General features: G+C 71.4%; 15 protein-coding genes. 3 read left to right on the top strand and 12 right to left on the bottom strand.

What is annotated here, in order from left to right; translation table 11 throughout:
* The first annotated feature begins 44 nt into the window (after positions 1–44).
* Positions 45–2,273 (top strand): hypothetical protein, encoded by a 2,229-nt coding sequence (locus ACQP2P_RS01245; protein WP_433612409.1) that lies wholly within the window; start codon positions 45–47, stop codon positions 2,271–2,273.
* On the opposite strand, the gene nadC is transcribed toward ACQP2P_RS01245, so the two are convergent.
* Together nadC and ACQP2P_RS01235 are read right to left on the bottom strand one after the other, a co-directional pair.
* On the bottom strand, positions 2,270–3,148 hold the full coding sequence (gene nadC / locus ACQP2P_RS01240) for a carboxylating nicotinate-nucleotide diphosphorylase (RefSeq protein WP_433612407.1): 879 nt from the start codon (positions 3,146–3,148) through the stop codon (positions 2,270–2,272). The two genes, ACQP2P_RS01245 and nadC, sit on opposite strands and share 4 nt — an antisense overlap.
* On the bottom strand, positions 3,145–4,791 hold the full coding sequence (locus ACQP2P_RS01235) for an L-aspartate oxidase (RefSeq protein WP_433612405.1): 1,647 nt from the start codon (positions 4,789–4,791) through the stop codon (positions 3,145–3,147). The genes nadC and ACQP2P_RS01235 overlap by 4 nt, the downstream gene beginning before the upstream one ends.
* 160 nt (positions 4,792–4,951) lie before the next feature.
* On the opposite strand from ACQP2P_RS01235, the gene ACQP2P_RS01230 reads away from it, so the two are divergent.
* Positions 4,952–5,209: a hypothetical protein gene (locus ACQP2P_RS01230; RefSeq protein ID WP_433612403.1), complete on the top strand. Its 258-nt coding sequence runs from the start codon at positions 4,952–4,954 to the stop codon at positions 5,207–5,209.
* Between the two features lie 41 nt (positions 5,210–5,250).
* On the opposite strand, the gene ACQP2P_RS01225 is transcribed toward ACQP2P_RS01230, so the two are convergent.
* From ACQP2P_RS01225 to ACQP2P_RS01200, 6 genes are all read right to left on the bottom strand, one after another.
* Positions 5,251–6,108, bottom strand: a complete 858-nt coding sequence (locus ACQP2P_RS01225; protein ID WP_433612401.1) for a septum formation family protein — start codon at positions 6,106–6,108, stop codon at positions 5,251–5,253.
* A gap of 590 nt (positions 6,109–6,698) precedes the next feature.
* Complete coding sequence (locus ACQP2P_RS01220) at positions 6,699–7,604, bottom strand: septum formation family protein (protein ID WP_433612399.1); 906 nt, start codon at positions 7,602–7,604, stop codon at positions 6,699–6,701.
* A gap of 88 nt (positions 7,605–7,692) precedes the next feature.
* Complete coding sequence (gene panD / locus ACQP2P_RS01215) at positions 7,693–8,115, bottom strand: aspartate 1-decarboxylase (protein WP_433612397.1); 423 nt, start codon at positions 8,113–8,115, stop codon at positions 7,693–7,695.
* Positions 8,112–8,912: a pantoate--beta-alanine ligase gene (gene panC / locus ACQP2P_RS01210; RefSeq protein WP_433612395.1), complete on the bottom strand. Its 801-nt coding sequence runs from the start codon at positions 8,910–8,912 to the stop codon at positions 8,112–8,114. Before panC ends, panD begins: the two co-directional genes overlap by 4 nt.
* Entirely contained in the window at positions 8,909–9,808 is a 900-nt protein-coding gene (locus tag ACQP2P_RS01205) for a Rossmann-like and DUF2520 domain-containing protein (RefSeq protein WP_433612393.1), read from the bottom strand. The genes panC and ACQP2P_RS01205 overlap by 4 nt, the downstream gene beginning before the upstream one ends.
* A gap of 116 nt (positions 9,809–9,924) precedes the next feature.
* Complete coding sequence (locus tag ACQP2P_RS01200) at positions 9,925–10,473, bottom strand: TetR/AcrR family transcriptional regulator (RefSeq protein WP_433089769.1); 549 nt, start codon at positions 10,471–10,473, stop codon at positions 9,925–9,927.
* 332 nt (positions 10,474–10,805) lie between these two features.
* On the opposite strand from ACQP2P_RS01200, the gene ACQP2P_RS01195 reads away from it, so the two are divergent.
* Positions 10,806–12,098, top strand: a complete 1,293-nt coding sequence (locus ACQP2P_RS01195; RefSeq protein WP_433612391.1) for a D-arabinono-1,4-lactone oxidase — start codon at positions 10,806–10,808, stop codon at positions 12,096–12,098.
* Between the two features lie 7 nt (positions 12,099–12,105).
* Here ACQP2P_RS01195 and topA read toward each other — a convergent pair whose 3' ends face one another.
* The 4 genes from topA to ACQP2P_RS01175 all read right to left on the bottom strand — a co-directional run bounded on the left by topA (position 12,106) and on the right by ACQP2P_RS01175 (position 19,008).
* Positions 12,106–14,889, bottom strand: coding sequence for a type I DNA topoisomerase (topA, locus tag ACQP2P_RS01190; RefSeq protein WP_433612389.1), 2,784 nt, complete (start codon positions 14,887–14,889; stop codon positions 12,106–12,108).
* A gap of 253 nt (positions 14,890–15,142) precedes the next feature.
* Entirely contained in the window at positions 15,143–16,024 is an 882-nt protein-coding gene (locus tag ACQP2P_RS01185; protein WP_433612387.1) for a hypothetical protein, read from the bottom strand.
* Positions 16,021–16,542, bottom strand: a complete 522-nt coding sequence (locus ACQP2P_RS01180) for a hypothetical protein (protein ID WP_433612385.1) — start codon at positions 16,540–16,542, stop codon at positions 16,021–16,023. Before ACQP2P_RS01180 ends, ACQP2P_RS01185 begins: the two co-directional genes overlap by 4 nt.
* Before the next feature lie 87 nt (positions 16,543–16,629).
* The gene (locus ACQP2P_RS01175) at positions 16,630–19,008 is read right to left on the bottom strand and encodes a sodium-translocating pyrophosphatase (RefSeq protein ID WP_433612383.1); all 2,379 of its coding nucleotides are present in this window, start codon (positions 19,006–19,008) and stop codon (positions 16,630–16,632) included.

Below are 19,008 nucleotides of genomic sequence, written 5' to 3'. Positions count from 1 at the left end.
CCCGGAAGCCTAACCAACGTCCGTTCAATTACGATCGCGTGCCAATGATCCCCAACGCCCGCGTGCTGCTCGCGCTGCTGCCGGTGCTCACGCTGGCGTTCGCGGCGGTCGCGCTGCGTCCACGGGCCGGGTCCGATCGCGCCCTGACGATCATCCGCGCCGCGATCGCCGTCGCCGCCGGGGCGGTGCTCACCGCCGAGCTGTTTTCGCTGGTCCATTGGATTTCGCCGGTACCGTTCGGGCTCGCCTGGCTCGCCGCCGCCCTCGTCACCGGAGGGCTCGCGTGGCGCTCATTGCCCGACAAAGCGCGGAAAATCACAAAAAATCCGGCACAGTGGTGGCCGAGGCGCTCCTGCGCGGGGGCGACGGTGAGAACGGTGCAGAAGGACGGTGAGAACGGTCCAGAAGGCGGTGCGGAGCGCGGCCGGTGGCTCGTGGCCGGACTGCGGGTCGCCGTCGGGCTACTGGTGGCCAGCGAGCTCGTGCTGGCCCTCGCGAGCTCGCCGAACAACTTCGACTCGAACTCCTACCACCTGGCCAAGATCGAGCACTGGGTCGCCGACGGCAGCCTCGGCAACTTCGCCACCGTGCAGACCCAGCAGATCATCCTGGTGCCCGGGGCCGAACTGCTCCTGCTCCATCTGCGGCTGCTGACCGGCCTCGACGGGCAGTACAACCTGCTGCAGTGGGCCGCGGGGCTGCTCGGCGCCCTGGCCGTGGCCCGCTGCGCCCGCCAGCTCGGCGCCGGGCGGGCCGGCCGCTGGCTGAGCGCGGCCGTGTACCTCACCGCGCCCGCCGTCGCCCTGGAGTCCACGAGCACCCAGAACGACCTGGTGGTGACCGCCTGGGTCGCCTGCGCCGCGACCCTCGCCCTGGACGCGCGCCGAACCCTCGCACCGCGCCGAGCCCTCGCGTCCGGCCCGCGCCAGGCGGCCGTCGCGCTCGACCCGCGCGAGGCAGCCGTCGCGCTCGACCCGCGCGAGGCAGCCGCCGCGTCCGGCCCGCGCGAGGCGGCCGACGCGCCCCACACCCCCGCGTCCGAACCGCTCGAAACCGGCCCAACTCCCGCGGCCGACGCGCGTGAGATCCCGGCGGCGACCGGCGCCGTCGCTGATCGCGCCCCGGTGGACTGGCCGAACGTGCTCGGGCTGGCCGGAGCCGCGGGGCTGGTCATGGTGACGAAGTCCACCGGCGCCATGGCGCTGCTGGCGGTGCTCGCCTACTGGGGCGTCTGCCGGTTGCGCCGGAAGAGCTTCAAGCAGGTGTCGTACGGCCTGTGCTCCGTCATCCTCGCCACCGCCGCCCTCGCGGGACCGTCGCTGCTGCGGGTGCACGACGCGTTCGGATCGCCGTTCGGGCCGCCGGGCTACCGCGATGCGCTGTCCAACACCCGCCACGACCCGCCCGCGATCCTCGTCAACGGGCTGCGGCTCGGCGCCTCGACGCTGCTGACTCCGGTCGCGGGGATCAACGAGGCGATCGGCGGCTCGGTGGTGCGCGTCGCCGGCGCGGTGGGCGTGGACCCGAACGACCCCGGCATCACCCAGTGGCGCAGCACCTTCCCCGGCGAGCGCTGGAAGCCCGACGAGGACCGCTCCCCCTATCCGGTCCAGTCCGCGCTCGTGCTGCTCGGCACCGTGGCCGGCCTCTGCTGGCGCCGGACCCGCGGCTACGCGCTGCTCGTCCTCGGCGCGCTGGTCGCCACCGCCGCGATCGTGAAGTGGCAGGACTGGGGCAACCGCCTGATCCTGCCCGCCTTCGCGGTGGCCGCCCCGCTGGCCGGCTACGCGCTCGAGCGGGCCTTCAGGATCGAGCGGGCCGCGCTCCGCCGGATGCTCGGTGCCCTGGCGGTGCTGACGATGCTGACCGGGGCCGCGCACGGGCTCGTCGCGGTGTACTACGGCCAGCCGCGCCGGCTCGTCGGGCACGGCTCGGTCTTCACGCTCGACGACTGGCAGGAGCGCTTCGCGCGCATGCCGGACCAGGCGGCGAGCTACCGCACGGCGATCGACCAGGTTCGGGCCAGCGGGGCGAAGCGGGTGGGGCTGGTGCTGGAGGGGGACCTCTGGGAGTACCCCCTGCAGATCGAGCTGCGGGACAAGGAGTTGGTCGAGCTCGAGTCGGAGGTGCCCGGACATCCGGCCGGGGACGTCACATCGGTCGATGCGGTCATCTGCGTGAGCAGCGCCGAGCGCTGTCACCGGATCGTGCCGGCGAACTGGCAGTACAACCGCATCGACCAATATGTGGTGACGGTCTTCCCGAACCGTTAGTGCAGGCGCAGGTCCATGGCGATGTCCAGGATCGGCGAGGAGTGGGTCAGGCCGCCGACGGAGAGATAGTCGACGCCCGTGGCCGCGTACTCGGCCGCCGTGGCCAGGGTCAGGTTCCCGGTCGCCTCGAGCTCCGCGCGGCCGCCGACGGCGCTGACGACCTCGCGCAGGGTCTCCGGCCGCATGTTGTCCAGCAGCAGGAAGCTCGCACCGGCGGTGACCGCCTCGACGGCCTCGCCGACGGTGGTCACCTCGACCTGCACGGGGACCTCGGGGAAGGCGGCGCGCACCCGCTCGTACGCGGCCGTGATCCCGCCCGCGGCCAGCTTGTGGTTGTCCTTGATCATGGCGACGTCGTAGAGGCCCATGCGCTTGTTGGTGCCGCCGCCCGCGCGGACCGCGTACTTCTCGAGGATGCGCAGGCCCGGCGTGGTCTTGCGGGTGTCGAGCACCAGCGCCTCGGTGCCCTCCAGCAGATCCGCCCAGCGCCGGGTGTGGGTGGCGACGCCCGACATCCGGCAGAGCAGGTTGAGCGCCGAGCGCTCGGCGGTGAGCAGGCCCCGGGTCGGCCCGTGGATCGTGGCGAGGACGTCGCCGCGCACGACGGGCTCGCCGTCACGCTTGCGGACCTCGGCGGTGATGCCGGTCGAGGCGGCCTCGAAGACCGCGACGGCGACCCAGAGTCCGGCGACGACCCCGTCCGCGCGGGCGACGATGTCGGCGTCGTCGGTCTGGTGCTCGGGGATCGTGGCCACGCTGGTGACGTCCAGCCGGTCCGGCCCGAGGTCCTCGGTCAGGGTGCGCTGGACGATCTCCTCGACCGCCACGGGATCGAGCCCGACCTTGCGCAGTTCGGCCTCGGTCTGCAACTTCACGCGTCCTCCCAGGTCTCCGTGAGTGCGCCGGCGTCGTCGAGCGCGGCGAGGAAGTGCCCCCGGAACACGTCGCTGGCGTCGGGAAAGTCCTCGCGCCAGTGGCAGCCCCGGGTTTCCTGCCGCTGCGCTGCGGCCGCGACCAGGGCACTGGCGACGGTGAGCAGGTTGGTGGCCTCCCAGGCGGCCATGTTCCCGGTGGCTTTCGGGTCCCGGTCGAGCGCAAGCTTGGTGAGCGCCTCTTCGGCGTGCTCCAGCGAGTCGGCGCTGCGCAGCACCGACGCGTGGGCGGACATGGCGGCCTGCAGCTGCGGGCGGATGGCGGGGTCGGCCGACCAGGCGGGCAGGTCCGCGGCGATCGGCTCGGCCTGCGGCGGCAGGTCGCGGGCGATGTCCTCGGCGATGCGGCGGGAGAAGACCAGCCCCTCCAGCAGCGAGTTGGACGCCAGGCGGTTGGCGCCGTGGACGCCTGTGCAGGCGACCTCGCCGCACGCGTACAGCCCGGGGATCGAGGTGCGGCCGTGCAGGTCGGTGCGCACGCCGCCGGAGGCGTAGTGGGCGGCGGGCGAGACCGGAATCAGGTCGGCCGCGGGGTCGACGCCGGCGGCGCGGCAGGAGGCGACGATGGTCGGGAAGCGCGCCTCGAGGAACTCGCGGCCCAGGTGGCGGGCGTCGAGCCAGACGTTGCTCGTGCCCTCGGCCCGCATGACCCGGTAGATGCCCTTGGCGACGACGTCACGCGGGGCCAGCTCGGCGAGGTCGTGCTTGCCGACCATGAACCGGTTGCCGTCGCCGTCGCGCAGGTAGGCGCCCTCGCCCCGCAGCGCCTCGCTCACGAGCGGCTGCTGCGAGTCGTGGTTGCCCAGCGCCAGCGCGGTCGGGTGGAACTGCACGAACTCCAGATCGGTGACCCGCGCCCCGGCCCGCAGCGCGAGCGCGACGCCGTCGCCGGTGGAGACGATCGGGTTGGTGGTCGCGGCGAAGATCTGCCCCATGCCCCCGGTGGCGAGCACGACCGCCCGGGCGTGGACGGCGCCGACGCCGTCCTCGGCGCCCTCGCCGAGGACGTGCAGGGTCACGCCGCAGGCCCGCCCGTTCGCGTCGGTGAGCAGGTCGAGCACCAACGCGTGCTCGATGAGGCGAATCCAGGGATCACGGTGTACCGCCGCGTGCAGCGCCCGCTGCACCTCGGCCCCGGTCGCGTCCCCGCCGGCGTGGATGATCCGGTTGGCGTGGTGCCCGCCCTCGCGCGTCAGCATGAGCGAGCCGTCGTTGTTCCGGTCGAACTCGGCGCCCCACCGGATCAGCTCCCGGACCCGGGTCGGCCCCTCACGCACCAGCACGTCGACGGCGGCCGCGTCGCACAGCCCGACCCCGGCCACGAGCGTGTCCTGCGCGTGCGCCTCGGGCGTGTCGAGCGGGTCGAGCACCGCGGCGATCCCACCCTGCGCCCACCGCGTCGACCCGTCATCGATGTTGACCTTGGTCACGACGGTGGCGTGGAGCCCGGCCTCGCGCAGGTGCAGCGCGGCGGTCAGCCCCGCGACGCCGGAACCGATGACGACGACGTCGGTCGGCTCCGCCCAGCCGGGCGGCGGCCCGGCAAGCCGGCGCGGGACGATCGGCCCGTTCATGCCTGCTGTCATCACTACAGTCAACATCACTCACCCGTTCGGCGGGTGGTGATGCTCGTCGCCCTCCCGTAACGCTCCGTTCGTCGGTTTTCGCCCTCATCCACCATGGTTTCACGCTCTTCCGCGGTTGCCCGCCTCGCGCGCTCGAAGCACCGCGGCTCGGTCGGCGCTCGTGCGACGGGTCGAAGCGGCGGGGTCGAAGGCCCACGCTCGAAGCCGCACCGTCGAAGGCGCGCCCGATGCCGCCCTCGAAGCCCCCACGGCCGAGGCCCGCACGGCCGAGGCCCGCACGGCCGAGGCCCGCACGGCCGAGGCCCGCACGGCCGAGGCCCGCACGGCCGAGGCCCGCACATTCGAAGGCGCACTCGAGGCCGCATGTGGCCGATATGTCGGGCGCTTCGCGCCGCGACATATCGGATTTTTCGTATAAGTCCGAGTTGCTGGCTCGGTCGCTGGGAGAGTCGGTGGGGCTCAGGCCAGTGGGAGTGGGGCGGCGCCCAGGTTGTGCACCGAGGACTTCAAGGGCTTCGCGCTCATCAGATAGCAGGTGAAAGCCTGGTCGCTGCCCAGCCACTCGTTCGCCGTCTTCGGGCCGACGGAGCCCGCGGTCAGGTCCGCCCGGCCGCCGTCGGCGGGGAGGCCGAGGTAGCTCAGGCCCACCGAGGTGCAGCCCTTCGCCGCGGCGGACTGGACGGCGGCCTCGTCGAACGGGGCCTCGGGCGGGGTGATGGTGTAGATGCCCGAGTACTCGCCGTCGTGGAGGTCGGAGCACTGGACGTACCGGAGCTGATTGATGCAGGCAATGGCCAGGGGCGAATCCTGCGCCAGCGCGCCCTTGAGCGTGCCGGAGCGCGACACGAACTGGTCCCCGGCCGGGCCGGCCGCCTCGGCCAGGCCGCACCCGAAGAATCCGTCGGTCGCGGGCTTGATCCACGCGGCCACGATCTGCAGGCGGGCCTCGTGCCAGCCGCCGCCGAGGAAGATCGGGCCCTCCACGAGACAGGCCCGTCGGGCCTGGGCGTACAGCAGTGCCTGGGTCACCTTGACGTCGTCGCCCTTGGCGTCGTCGAGCCGGTGCAGCAGGTCCTTGCCGACCTGGCCCACGTGGAAGAGCTCGACGGTGTGCGGGCCCGCGCAGTCGACGGGGTCACCGGCCCAGGGCAGCGCCGCCTTGGCCCCGCCGGCGTCGACCTTGTAGCAGGTCCCGGCCTTGGGCGCGCCGGTCGGCGGGGTGCCGGGGATGTCGCGACCCTGCCCTCGCTCGTACATCCAGGAGAGCCCGCCACCGATGAGCGCCACGACCACGACGATGAGGGCGACCCGCTTCATGAGGAAGCAGTCTGCGTTACTGACCGGTAACTGTCTACCCCGACGATACATGCTGATATTTCGGATAAGTCCGGATGCGGAGCGTTCGGACTTATCCGCCGCAAACCCAAAGCGCCCGAGCACCACGCACGCAAACACCACACGCCCCCGCACGCGCCTGAGCACCACGCACACAAACACCGCACGCCTGAGCACCACGCACACAAACACCACACGCCTGAGCACCACCCACGCCTGAGCACCACGCACACAAACACCGCGCAGGCCACGCACCCGCGCCACAGACCTGTGTGAGCACCACGCACGACCCGATAAGCGCATGCAGGCAAGAAGGCGCGCGCCCGGCGAGCACGAGCGCCCACGCACAACCAAGCCGCGCGCGCCACGCACGGCCGGCGAACGCAAAAAGTAGGAGGCGCACGCACCCGACGAGCGCGAGCCCCGTGCACGGTGGACCAACCACAGAACCCGACTCGGGCAGCGCAAGGACAGGGCGGCGGACACCCAGGCGCCCCCGCGGCAAGCGAAGAACGCCCCGGGCCGCGACAAGAAGAGCGGCCCGGGGCGTCAAGCAAAAGCCGGAGCCGGCGTCAGATCGCCCCGCTGCCGATGCCCTTGATGGACTTCGTGACGGTCTTCTTGTCGAAGAGCATCGCGTAGCAGCGCGCCGACCGGTTGCCCCGGTTCCAGTTCTCCTCGTCGACCATCCAGAAGCCGATGCCCACCTGCTGGTGGTTGGTCAGCTGCGACGCCGTCATCCCGAGGTACTTGGCGCCCAGCGCCTCGCACCCGGGCCGCATCGCCGTCTTGCGCTCGTCCGAGTTCGACGGGAACGGGCGGTCCGTCGACGTGTAGGTGCCGACGTATTCCATGTTGTGCGCCGCCGTGCAGGTCGTCGGCGTGTAGTCCAGCCACGTCTTGCCGTCGGTGTCGTACACCTCCATGGCGCACCCGAGCGCGAGCGGCTTGTCCCCGGTCAGCGCGCCCTTGAGGCTGCCCGAGCGGCTGACCGGCTTGTCGCCGTCGCTGACCACCTCGGCGAGGTCGCAGCGCAGGTAGCGCGCGCCGGCGGCCCACTGGGTCGAGGACGGGACGAGCACGAGCAGCTCGAGGCGGCCGTCGTAGTAGCTGCCGCCGAGGAACTTCTCGGCCTCGGTGTTGCACTTGGCCCAGCCGTCCTTGAGCGCCTCGCCCTTCGGCGGGGTCGTGCCGTTCGCGGCCGCGCCGGTGAGGTCGCCGACGTAGAAGGTCTCGCTCGCGTGGGACGACGAGCACGAGTCCACCGCTTTGAAGGAGAACTGCGTGGTCGTCGCGGTGGCGAAGTAGTCGACGGACGTCGAGTAGCACGCCCCGACCGGCGGCGGCGGGATCTTGGGCGTGGCGAGCATCGCCCAATCGTCGGTCAGATCCTTGTCGGTGCCGGCCGGTGCGCCGCAGCCAGCCAGCACGGCCAGGGCCATCACCGGCACCAGCGCCGCGATCAGCTTGCGCGCCATCCTCGTCTGTCCCTCCCCCGGGCCTCGGCACATGCCACGGCCGTCCGCCTCACCATAGACGGACTTGGCAACGGGCCGATAAAGGCGCTCAAGAGCGGACGAGGTCCCCCCGGACGGGAGAACCCGCCATTCCGGGCACGGCGTCGGCGGGGTCGGAGCCGAGCTCGATCACGCGGTTGTCGGCGTCGACGTGGACGATCCGCGGCCGGTAGGAGCGGGCCTCGGCGTCGGCGAGCTGGGCGTAGGAGATCAGGATGACCAGATCGCCCGGGTGCACCAGGTGCGCCGCGGCGCCGTTGATGCCGATCACGCCCGAGCCGCGCGGGCCGGCGATGACGTACGTCTCCAGCCGAGCCCCGTTCGTGACGTCCACGATCGCGACCTGCTCGCCGGCGAGCAGGTCCGCCGCGTCCATCAGATCCTCGTCAACTGTCACCGATCCGACATAGTGCAGGTCGGCCTGCGTGACCGTGGCGCGGTGGATCTTGGACTTGAGCATCGTGCGGATCACAGCTCGGCTCCCAGGTTGTCGATCAGTCGGGTGCCGCCGACCCAGGCGGCGGTCAGGGCACGGGCGGGACCATGCGCGGGCGCGGGCCCGAGCATCGGGTCGGTGAGCACCAGGTAGTCGGGCTTGACCTCGGGCACCGCGGCGAACTCGGCCAGCCCGGCCTCCACCGAGCCCGCGGCCACCGTCGCCTGCAGCGCGCGGTGCAGGACCAGCGCGGCCTCACGCTCGGCCGGGGCGAGGTACCGGTTGCGGCTGGACAGCGCCAGCCCGTCGGCCTCGCGCACGGTCGGCACCCCGCGGACCTCGATCGGCAGGTCGAAGTCGCGGACCATCGCGCGGATGAGCGTGAGCTGCTGGTAGTCCTTCTCGCCGAAGTACGCCCGGTCGGGCCGCGTGAGCTGGAAGAGCTTGTTGACCACGGTGAGCACCCCGTGGAAGAAGCCCGGACGGCTCGCGCCCTCCAGCACCTCGCCGAGCGGGCCGGGATCGACGCGGACCGCGGGCTCGCCCAGCGGGTACAACTCCTCCCGCGTCGGGGCGAAGACCAGGTCGACACCCTCGGCGCGGGCCACCTCGAGGTCGGCCTCCATGGTGCGCGGGTAGCGGTCGAAGTCCTCGTTGGGGCCGAACTGCAGCGGGTTCACGAAGATCGTGAGCAGCACCGACTTGGCCTCGGCGCGGGCCTGCCGGATGAGGGTCGCGTGCCCCTCGTGCAGCGCGCCCATGGTCATCACGACGGCGACATCGCCCGGGAGAGCGCCGGCACGCAGCGAGGCGCGATCGGAAACGACCTTCATACGATGCGCTCTTTCTGTGCGGTGGCCAGAACGTCGAGCAGGGGCGAGGCGTCCTGCGGGCGCAGGCGACCCGCGGCGATGACACGATCGGCGGTCCTTCGGGCCAGCGCGAGATATGGCGGTACCGAACCCGGATCCACGGCATCGAGAGCCCGCAGGTGCTTGCGCACGGTCCCGGCGTCCCCGCGCGAGACCGGCCCGGTGATCGCGGCGTCGCCGAGCCGGAGCGTGTTGTCCAGGGCGGCGCCCAGCAGCGGGGCCAGCACCCGCTCGGGCTGGTGCACGCCCGCGTCGCGCAGCCGGTCCATCGCCTCGGCGACGAGCGTGGCGAGGTGGTTGGCGCCGTGGGCGAGCGCGGCGTGGTACAGCGGCCGCCGCTTCTCGTCGATCCACTCGACGATGCCGTGCAGGTCGCGGACGAGACCCTCGGCGAACGCGCGCAGCTCGTCCGGGGCGGTCACGCCGAAGGAGATGCCGGCCGCGAGGCGCTCGAGGTCGGCCGCGGTGCCGGTGAAGGTCATGGCCGGGTGCAGCGCGAGCGGGAACGCCCCGGCCGCCGCGACCGGGGCGAGCACGGCCAGCCCGTGAGCGCCGGAGGTGTGGGCGACGATCTGGCCCGGGCGCAGCGCGCCGGTCTCGGCGAGGCCGGCGACCAGGGCGGCGAGCGCGTCATCGGGGACCGCCAGGATGACGAGGTCCGCGGCGGCGGTCACCTCGTCGGCGGGCAGCAGGCGCGCGGACGGCAGCAGTGCCGCGGCGCGGGCCTTGGAGGCGGCCGAGACGGCCACGGCGGCGACGACGGTGTGGCCGGCTCTTTCGAGGAGCGCGCCGAGCACCGCGCCGACCCGTCCGGCGCCGATGATGCCGATGTTCCTGCTGGTGGCAGCGTTGTGCATGCGATCGATCCAGTCCTCGAAGTGGGGTACCGGTCGATCAGAAGTATGCGTCGCAGCGGGCAAAGCGGACAGTTGTTGTGGGATTCTCAACAGCCCGCCCCGCCCGCCGTGATCCACTAGAGCCGGTGGTGCAGGTACTCCTTGATCAACGCCTTCGCCTCGCCCAGCACGACGGGGTCACCGTCGGTGGACTTGCGGAAGGCGAGCTTGATCAGCGCGTCCGCGGCCTCGACCGCGATCGCCAGCACGAACTGCAGCCGCTGCCGGTCGAGGATGCCGAAGCGCTCGACGAGCAGGCCGGACAGCTGCGAGACGATCACGTCGTTGTTGTCCCGCTCGTCGTCGAGCAGGTGGATGTCCACGACGTCGCCGAAGTGCAGCGTGCGGAAGCCCGGCACGGTGCGGTGCATGTCGATGTACTCGTCGATGGCCGCGTCCACCGCGTCCCACCAGTGCGCGATGCTCTCGTCGTCGGACAGCCGGGCGCCGAGGCGCTCCAGGTAGCCCTCGAGGCTGCGCAGCGTCAGCGCCTGCACGATGGCGCGCTTGTCCGGGAAGAACTGGTAGACCGAGCCGATCGCCACCCCCGCCCGCTCCGCCAGCAGCGTCGTGGTGAGGCCGTCGTAGCCCACCTCGTCGACGAGCTCGGCGCAGGCGTCGAGCATCCGCCCGACCCGCGCCACGCTGCGCCCCTGCACCGGCACTCGGCGCAGCGGCTTCGTCCCGGCGCCGGCCGATGAACCCTTTTCAACCTGGCCTCGGGCCGGATCCGTCCGGTCCGCCAGTCGGTGCCGGGTGGTCTCGCCCTCGCCACGTTGAAAAGGGTTCACTGTCTGCGTCGCCACCCGGTCTTCCCCCTCTACCTCGTCGAGCCTGGCCGATAGCCCAGGTGCCCGCCTTTGAAACCTACTCACGTCAACGACCGGGCACGATCGACGGATAGGGCATTTCACCCTTGTGATTGACGGGGGGCATACATGAAGGGTACTCAGGTTTCGTGACTTCTCCGTGGACCAACTGGGCCGGCAACCAGACCGCGACCCCCACCCGGGTCGCCCACCCCGGCAGCGCCTCCGAGCTGGGAGAACTCCTCCGTGCGGCGGCCGCCGAGGGGCTCGCGGTGAAGGCCGTCGGCAGCGGCCACAGCTTCACCCCGACGGCCGTGACGGACGGGGTCCGGGTGGAGCTGGACCGGATGGCGTCCCTCGTCCGGGTGGACGACAACCTGGTCACGGTCCAGGCGGGCATGAAGCTTTCCACGCTGAACGCCACGCTCGCCGCCAACGGGCTGGCGATGCCCAACCTCGGCGACATCGACGCGCAGACCATCGCCGGCGCGCTGTCGACGGGCACGCACGGCACCGGGGCCGGGTACGGCTGCCTGTCCACGTTCATCGAGGCGCTGACGCTGGTCACCGCGGACGGCACGGAGCTGTCCTGCTCGGCGACGCAGAACCCGGACCTCTTCGCCGCGGCGCGGGTCAACATCGGTGCGCTCGGCGTGCTCACTTCGGTGACCCTGCGCTGCGTGCCGACGTTCACGCTGCGGGCCGACGAGCGCCCGGCGAGCCTCGACGAGGTGTGGTCGGGCCTGGACGAACACATCGGGGGCAACGACCACTTCGAGTTCTACTGGTTCCCCTACACCGACCGCGTGCAGATGAAGCGCAACAACATCGTGCCGGTCGCGGACACCCCGCTGCCGGGCTGGCGCCGATGGCTGGACGACGACTTCCTGTCCAACACGGTCTTCGGGGCCGCGTGCCGTCTCGGTCGCGCCGTTCCTGCCACGGTACCGACGGTCAGCCGCATCTCCGCCCGGGCGCTCTCCGCACGCACGTACACCGCGACGTCCCACGAGGTCTTCTGCACCCCGCGCCGGGTCCGGTTCGTGGAGATGGAGTACGGGCTGCCCCGCGAGGCGCTGCGGGAGGCCTTCGACGGGCTCCGGAGGATCGTGGACGGGCTGCCATACAAGATCCAGTTCCCAGTCGAGGTGCGCTTCACGGCGGCCGACGACATCTGGCTGTCGCACGGCTACGGGCGCGACAACGCGTACATCGCCATCCACCAGTACGCCAGGGCGCCCTACGAGGAGTACTTCCGCCGGTTCGAGGAGGTCACGACGCCGCTGGGCGGCCGCCCGCACTGGGGCAAGATGAACTTCCGCACGGCCGAGTCGCTGGCCCAGGCCTACCCGCGCTTCGCCGACTTCACCGCGATGCGCGACAAGCTGGACCCGAACCGCGTGTTCGCGAACGTCTACACGGAACGGGTCCTCGGCGCCTAGCGCTGTCCTAGTCTTCCGCCTTCTTGCGCGTGGAGGTGGCCTTCTTGGGGGCCGCCTTCTTCGCCGGCGTCGCCTTCTTCGCGGCGGTCGTGGTCTTCTTCGCGGCCGTCGTCGTCTTCTTGGCGGCGGTGGCCTTCTTCTCGGGCGCGGCCTTCTTGGCCGCGCGAGCCTTCTTCGGCGCCGGGCCCTTCGCGCGCTTCTCGGCCAGCATCTCGCTCGCCTCGTCCAGGGTGAGCGTGTCGACCGCCTGGCCGCGGCGCAGGGAGGCGTTGAACTCGCCGTCGGTGACATACGGGCCGAACCGCCCGTCCTTGATGACCAGCGGCTTCTCGGTCGCCGGGTCCGCGCCCATCTCGCGCAGGGGTGGCTTGGCGGCGGCGCGCCCGCGGGTCTTCGGCGCGGCCAGCAGCTCCAGCGCCTCCTCGACCGTCAGGGTGAACAGCTGCGCCTCGTCGGCCAGCGAGCGGGTGTCGGTGCCGCGCTTGATGTACGGCCCGTAGCGCCCCGGCGACGCGATGATCTCGTTGCCCTCGGCGTCCTTGCCGACCACCCGTGGCAGCGTGAGCAGCTGCAGCGCCTGCTCGAGGGTCAGCTCCTCCGGGCTCTGGCTGCCCAGCAGCGAGGAGGTCTTCTCGCCGCTGGCCACGTAGGGCCCGTAGCGGCCGGCCTTGACCACGATCAGCTCGCCGGTCTGCGGGTGCTCCCCCAGCTTGCGCTCGCCGCCCTGGCCGCCGACGAAGAGCTCGGCGACCTTCTCGGGGGTGAGCTCGTCCGGCGCGATGCCGTCGGGCACCGGCGCGCGGTCGCCCTCCTCGCCCTCGGGCGGGTTGGGGAGCGTGCGCTGCAGGTAGGGGCCGTAGCGGCCGACCCGGACCACGACGTCGCGCCCGGCCTCGTCCCGGAACAGCGGGATGGAGTTGATGCCGCGCGCGTCGATCTCGCCGAGGCGCTCGGTGACCATCCGCTGCAGGCCGCCCTGGCGGGGCACGGAGCCCTCGTCGCCGGTGTCGCCGCCGAAGTAGAACGGGTGCAGGAAGTTCACCGCGCTCTCGTCGCCGTTGGCGATCTCGTCGAGCACGTTCTCCATCGACGCGGTGAAGTCGTAGTCGACCAGCCGCGGGAAGTGCTGCTCGAGCAGGCCGATCACGGCGAAGGCGAGGAACGACGGGATGAGCGCCTGGCCGCGCTTGAAGACGTAGCCGCGGTTGTTGATCGTCTCCATGATCGACGCGTAGGTCGACGGGCGCCCGATGCCGAGCTCCTCCATCGCCTTGACCAGCGAGGCCTCGGTGTAGCGGGGCGGCGGCTGGGTGGTGTGGCCGGTCGGGGTGAGCCCCTTCTCGGTCAGCGGCTGGCCCTTGACCAGGACCGGCAGCCGGCGCTCGGCGTCGTCGGCCTCGGCGGTCTCGTCGTCGGAGGACTCGACGTAGGCCCGCAGGAAGCCGGGGTCGGTGATCGTCTTGCCGGTGGCGCCGAAGTCGACGGACTCCTGGGCCGGCGTGACCGCGTTGATCCGCACCGAGGTCGAGTTCCCGACCGCGTCGTTCATCTGCGAGGCGATCGTGCGCTGCCAGATGAGCTCGTAGAGCTTCAGCTCGTCGGCGCTGAGCTCCTTGGCCACGTCGCCGGGCGTGCGGAAGCTGTCGCCCGCGGGGCGGATGGCCTCGTGCGCCTCCTGGGCGTTCTTGACCTTGCCCGTGTACCGCCGGGGCTGCGACGGCACCGCGGCCGCCCCGTAGAGGTCGTGGATCTGCTGGCGCGCGGCCGCGATCGCCGCCTCGGACAGGTTCACCGAGTCGGTACGCATATAGGTGATGTAGCCGTTCTCATACAGCCGCTGCGCGAGGCGCATGGTCTGCGCGGAGGAGATCCGCAGCTTGCGGGCCGACTCCTGCTGCAGCGTCGAGGTGATGAACGGCGGATACGGCTTGCGGCGGTAGGGCTTCTCCTCCACCCGGGTGACCGTGAACCGCTGGCCCTCCAGCCGGGCGGCCAGGCCGCGGGCGCCGGTCTCGTCGAGGTGGATGACCCCGGCGTTCGGCCGGACCCGGCCGGTCTCCGGGTCGAAGTCGCGCCCGGTCGCCACGCGGTCGCCGTCGATCGCGATCAGCGTCGCGTTGAACGTGCGCGTGTCGTTCTCGGGGAGCAGGCGGGCGATGATGTCCCAGTATTCGGCCGAGCGGAACTTCATCCGCTGCCGCTCCCGCTCGACCACGATCCGGGTCGCCACCGACTGCACACGGCCGGCGGACAGGCCCCGCTGGACCTTCTTCCACAGCACCGTGGACACGTCGTAGCCGTAGAGGCGGTCCAGGATGCGCCGCGCCTCCTGGGCGTCGACCAGCGAGCGGTTGATCTCGCGCGGGTTGGCGACGGCGGCCTGGATGGCGGGGCGCGTGATCTCGTGGAAGACCATCCGCTTGACCGGCACCTTGGGCTTGAGCGTCTCGAGCAGGTGCCAGGCGATGGCCTCGCCCTCGCGGTCCTCATCTGTGGCGAGGTAGACCTCGCTCGCCTGCTTCAGCAGGTCCTTCAGCCGCGAAATCTGCTTCCGCCGGTCGGCCGAGATGATATAGACCGGGGTGAAATCGTTGTCGATGTCGACGCCGAGGTACGCCCAGGGCTTGCTCTTGAGCGCGTCGGGCATGTCCTTCTTGCCCACCGGCAGGTCCCGGACATGGCCGAAACTCGCCTCGACGAGGTAATTCGGGCCAAGGTAACCCGAAATCGTCTTGGCCTTCGCCGGCGACTCCACGATCACCAGCCGCTTTGTGTTGGCGGAGTTCGGCACAGTTCTCCCCGGTGCGGACGGACAGACGTCAAACGTAACGCTCACTTTGGCGCCGAGTTGCGCAATGGGGCGTCCCGGCGCTCGGCTCACGACACGCCGATCGGCGCCACGGTACACCCATGCACAACCGCGACCTGCCCGATCTTGTCAACGTGTCGCGCCACGTGCCTGGTTTGTGCCGTTTTATCGGAGCCATCCGCGGGAAATCACATATACGGAGCGGCTCGATCATCCTACGGGGTGTGAGCTGCGGCTAGGCCGGCCAAACGCCGGCGGGAGCCTCGGCCGGAGCCTCGCCCACCAGCTCCGCGAGGCGGCTGATGCGCCTGGGTCCCACGATGCGGTACGCCGGGTCGCCGGAGTCGGCCCCGACGAGCACCGCGGGCAGCCCGACCGCCACGAGCGCGTCGCCGACGGCGATCCAGTTGTCGGCCACCTGCCGATCGATGACGGTGGGCTCGGGCTCGACGGCGGGCGTGATGGGGTCCAGCTCGACCGCGGGCAGGTCGTCGACCCACTCGCCGGCGTCGAAGACCTCCTCGGCATCGGCGAACTCGTCCGGCCCGGGATCGAAGGATGTGATTTTGCTCTCGCTCTTGCGCTTGCGGACGTTCGGAACCTCGCTTTTCGGCCTCGGGGCCGCCTGCGGGGGTGGTTCCTCCAGCTCAAGCGGCTCGAAGACGATCTCGTCGATCTCGAGGACCTCCGGCGGCGTCACCGGGCGCGGGGCGAGGCGCAGCAGATAGGAGCGCGGCCCGTCGTAGGTGCCCGCGGCCGCCACCCACAGCCGCAGCCGGCGCCCGTCCAGCGTCAGCGAGGGCGGGGACACCTTCGCCCCGCTGTCGTCCAGCCAGGCGGCGGCGAGGGGGGCGAGCAGCGCGGAGTACGACGTCCGCAATTGCCATCGATCCTCCTCGCCGGTCGGCTCGCAGGTCACGGTCAGCCCGCGCAGCTCCAGCTCGGCCCGCAGCACCGCGCCGCGCCAGGCGTCGTCGACCACGATCGAGACCCGCCCGGTGCCGCCCATCCGGCCCACCTGCCCGGCCCCGGCCAGCAGCCCCTCGAGGTCGAGCGGCGCCGGCGGGCGCGCCTCGACCCCGAACAGCGACAGCTGCCGGGCGCGGGTGGGGGTCATCGGCACTCGGGCACCTCGTCGAACGCCTTCTGCAGGTCGGACGGGCCGACGTGCGCCGGGTCGATGGCGCTGCGCTCGTATTCGTCCTTGAGCGTCGAGAACGCCTTGCCCACCTCGCCGTAGAAGGTCTTGGCGTTGTCGGTGGGGATGCCGGACACGGTCCGCTTGGCGTTGCCGTAGGCGTCGCGGGCCTTGGCCAGCGACGCGGTGAACCGCTCGGCCACCTGCTGACCGTCGTCGACCCGGGGCACCCCGGCGCCGTCGACCCCGGCCCGGGCCTTCTCGCTGGACGCCTCGGCCCCCGAGAGCAGCTCGACGATGTTCGTCTTGGTCTGGGCCGGCGTCTTGGCCGCCTGGAGCTGCTGCTGGGCCTTGCTGGTCAGGTCGGCGATCTCGGCCCGCCACGGGGTCAGCGCGACGCACACCTGCTTCGCCCACTGCTTCGGCTCCACGCCGTCCTGGCCGCACCCGGCCAGACACAGGGTCAGGGTGGCGACTAGGACCCGGACGGCTCGCATAGATGCAGCGTAGATCCGATCGTCTGTTCGAGAAAACACAACGCCCCGGCCGAGTGTCGGCCGGGGCGCTGTCGTGCGGGTGCTTCGTTACGCCGTGACCTTCTCCGACGCGCTCTCCGCCGAGGCGGCGCCGTTGCCGTCGCCGGCGTCGACCGCCACCGACTTGCGCTTGCTGACCAGCACCGCGGCGGCGATGATCAGCACCGCGACGATCGCGATGGCGTAGCGGGCGAACTGGTTGCCGTTGCCGACGGTCATGGTGACCACGGCGGGGGCGATCAGCAGCGCGACCAGGTTCATGACCTTGATCAGCGGGTTGATGGCCGGGCCGGCGGTGTCCTTGAACGGGTCGCCGACGGTGTCGCCGATGACCGTCGCGGCGTGGGCCGGCGAGCCCTTGCCGCCGTGGACCCCGTCCTCGACCAGCTTCTTCGCGTTGTCCCACGCGCCGCCGGAGTTGGACAGGAAGACCGCCATGAGCGTGCCCGTGCCGATCGCGCCGGCGAGGTAGGCCGCCAGCGGGCCGACGCCGAGGCCGAAGCCGACGGCGATGGGCGCCATGACCGCGAGCAGACCCGGCGTGATCAGCTCACGCTGGGCGTCGCGGGTGCAGATGTCGACGACCTTGCCGTACTCCGGCCGCTGCGAGCCGTCCATGATGCCCGGGAACTCGCGGAACTGCCGCCGGACCTCGAACACGACCGAACCCGCGGAGCGGGCCACGGCGTTGATGGCGAGGCCGGAGAACAGGAACACGACCGCGGCGCCCACGAGCAGGCCGACCAGGTTGCCCGGGTTGGCCACGTTGAGCAGGATCGCGGTGGCCGCGTCGTCGGCCTTCTCCCCGGCGGTAAGCAGCGCGTTCTTCATCGTGTCGGTGTACGAGCCGAAGAGGGCGGTCGCGGCCAGCACGGCGGTGGCGATCGCGATGCCCTTGGTGATCGCCTTGGTGGTGTTGCCCACCGCGTCGAGCTCGGTCAGGGTGCGGGCCCCGGTCTCGTCGATGTCGCCGGACATCTCGGCGATGCCCTGCGCGTTGTCGCTGATCGGGCCGAAGGTGTCCATGGCGACGATGACACCGACGGTGGTGAGCAGGCCGGTGCCGGCCATGGCGACGGCGAACAGCGAGAGCGTGATCGAGCCGCCACCGAGCAGGAAGGCACCGAAGACGCCCGCGCCGATGACGATGGCCGAGTAGACGGCCGACTCGAAGCCGACACTCACGCCGGCGAGCACGACCGTGGCGGGGCCGGTCAGCGCGCTCTTGCCGATGTCCTTGACCGGGCGGCGCTCGGTCTCGGTGAAGTACCCGGTCAGGGCCTGGATGATCGCGGCGAGCGCGATGCCGATGACGACGGCGATGATGGCCGTGATGTGCGGGCCGAACGGCGGCGCGTCGTCACCCGAGGCGTTCTTGAGGGCGTCGAGCGCGCTGGTGCTGCCGGTCAGGCCGCTCCACTTGGCGGGCAGGTAGAACAGCGCGGCCGCGCTGACCAGGATCGCCGAGACGACGGCGGAGATGTAGAACGCCCGGTTGATCGCGACGAGCCCGTTGCGGTCGGACTTGCGCAGGCGGGTGAGCGCAACACCGAGGATCGCGATGATCACGCCGACGGTCGAGACGATCAGCGGGAACACCAGGCCCTGCTCGCCGTAGGCGGCCCGGCCCAGGATCAGCGCCGCGACCAGCGTGACGGCGTAGGACTCGAACAGGTCCGCCGCCATACCGGCGCAGTCACCCACGTTGTCACCCACGTTGTCGGCGATGGTCGCCGCGTTGCGCGGGTCGTCCTCGGGGATGCCCTGCTCGACCTTGCCGACCAGGTCGGCGCCGACGTCCGCGGCCTTGGTGAAGATGCCGCCGCCGACCCGCATGAACATCGCGAGCAGCGCCGCGCCGAAGCCGAAGCCCTCGAGCACGATCGGCGCGCGGTCCTTGAAGATCAGCACCACGAGGGCGGCGCCGAAGAGGCCCAGGCCAACGGTGAGGAAGCCGACCACACCACCGGTGCGGAACGCGATCTGCATCGCCTTCTCGCGGCCGCCGTCTTCCCGGGCCGCAGCCGCGACGCGCAGGTTGGCGCGGGTCGCCAGCGCCATGCCGGCGCCGCCGATGAAGGCCGAGAAGACCGCGCCGACGACGAAGAACGCCGACCGGCCGATCTTGATCATCGTCTCGTTGTCACCGGCATCGTTGACCGGGAGCAGGAACAGCAGCACCACCGCGATGACGACGAAGATGCCCAGGGTCCGGAACTGGCGCACGAGGTACGCGCTGGCGCCCTCCTGCACCGCCCCGGCGATCTCCTGCATCTTCGGAGTGCCCCGGCCTGTCGACAGGACCGCCTTGACCAGCGCGGCGGCGAAGCCGAGCGCCACGAGGGCGATGACCAGCGCGACGACGATGTAGGTCAGATTGCTCCCGGATAGGGAAATCTCGCCGGCTGCGACGAGTTGTACGGACAT

Origin of the sequence: Dactylosporangium sp. CA-139114 (assembly GCF_050955725.1) — a bacterium.
Taxonomy (GTDB): domain Bacteria; phylum Actinomycetota; class Actinomycetes; order Mycobacteriales; family Micromonosporaceae; genus Dactylosporangium.
This window is presented reverse-complemented; position numbering and strand designations above follow the sequence as displayed.

Bases quoted from the DNA above. Each gene is read 5' to 3' on its own strand.
- ACQP2P_RS01235 (WP_433612405.1), bottom strand. From the start codon at position 4,791: ATGACAGCAGGCATGAACGGGCCGATCGTCCCGCGCCGGCTTGCCGGG.
- ACQP2P_RS01205 (WP_433612393.1), bottom strand. From the start codon at position 9,808: ATGCACAACGCTGCCACCAGCAGGAACATCGGCATCATCGGCGCCGGA.
- ACQP2P_RS01225 (WP_433612401.1), bottom strand. From the start codon at position 6,108: ATGAAGCGGGTCGCCCTCATCGTCGTGGTCGTGGCGCTCATCGGTGGC.
- ACQP2P_RS01200 (WP_433089769.1), bottom strand. From the start codon at position 10,473: ATGCTCGACGCCTGCGCCGAGCTCGTCGACGAGGTGGGCTACGACGGC.
- panC (WP_433612395.1), bottom strand. From the start codon at position 8,912: ATGAAGGTCGTTTCCGATCGCGCCTCGCTGCGTGCCGGCGCTCTCCCG.
- ACQP2P_RS01180 (WP_433612385.1), bottom strand. From the start codon at position 16,542: ATGCGAGCCGTCCGGGTCCTAGTCGCCACCCTGACCCTGTGTCTGGCC.
- ACQP2P_RS01220 (WP_433612399.1), bottom strand. From the start codon at position 7,604: ATGGCGCGCAAGCTGATCGCGGCGCTGGTGCCGGTGATGGCCCTGGCC.
- ACQP2P_RS01185 (WP_433612387.1), bottom strand. From the start codon at position 16,024: ATGACCCCCACCCGCGCCCGGCAGCTGTCGCTGTTCGGGGTCGAGGCG.
- ACQP2P_RS01245 (WP_433612409.1), top strand. From the start codon at position 45: ATGATCCCCAACGCCCGCGTGCTGCTCGCGCTGCTGCCGGTGCTCACG.
- ACQP2P_RS01175 (WP_433612383.1), bottom strand. From the start codon at position 19,008: ATGTCCGTACAACTCGTCGCAGCCGGCGAGATTTCCCTATCCGGGAGC.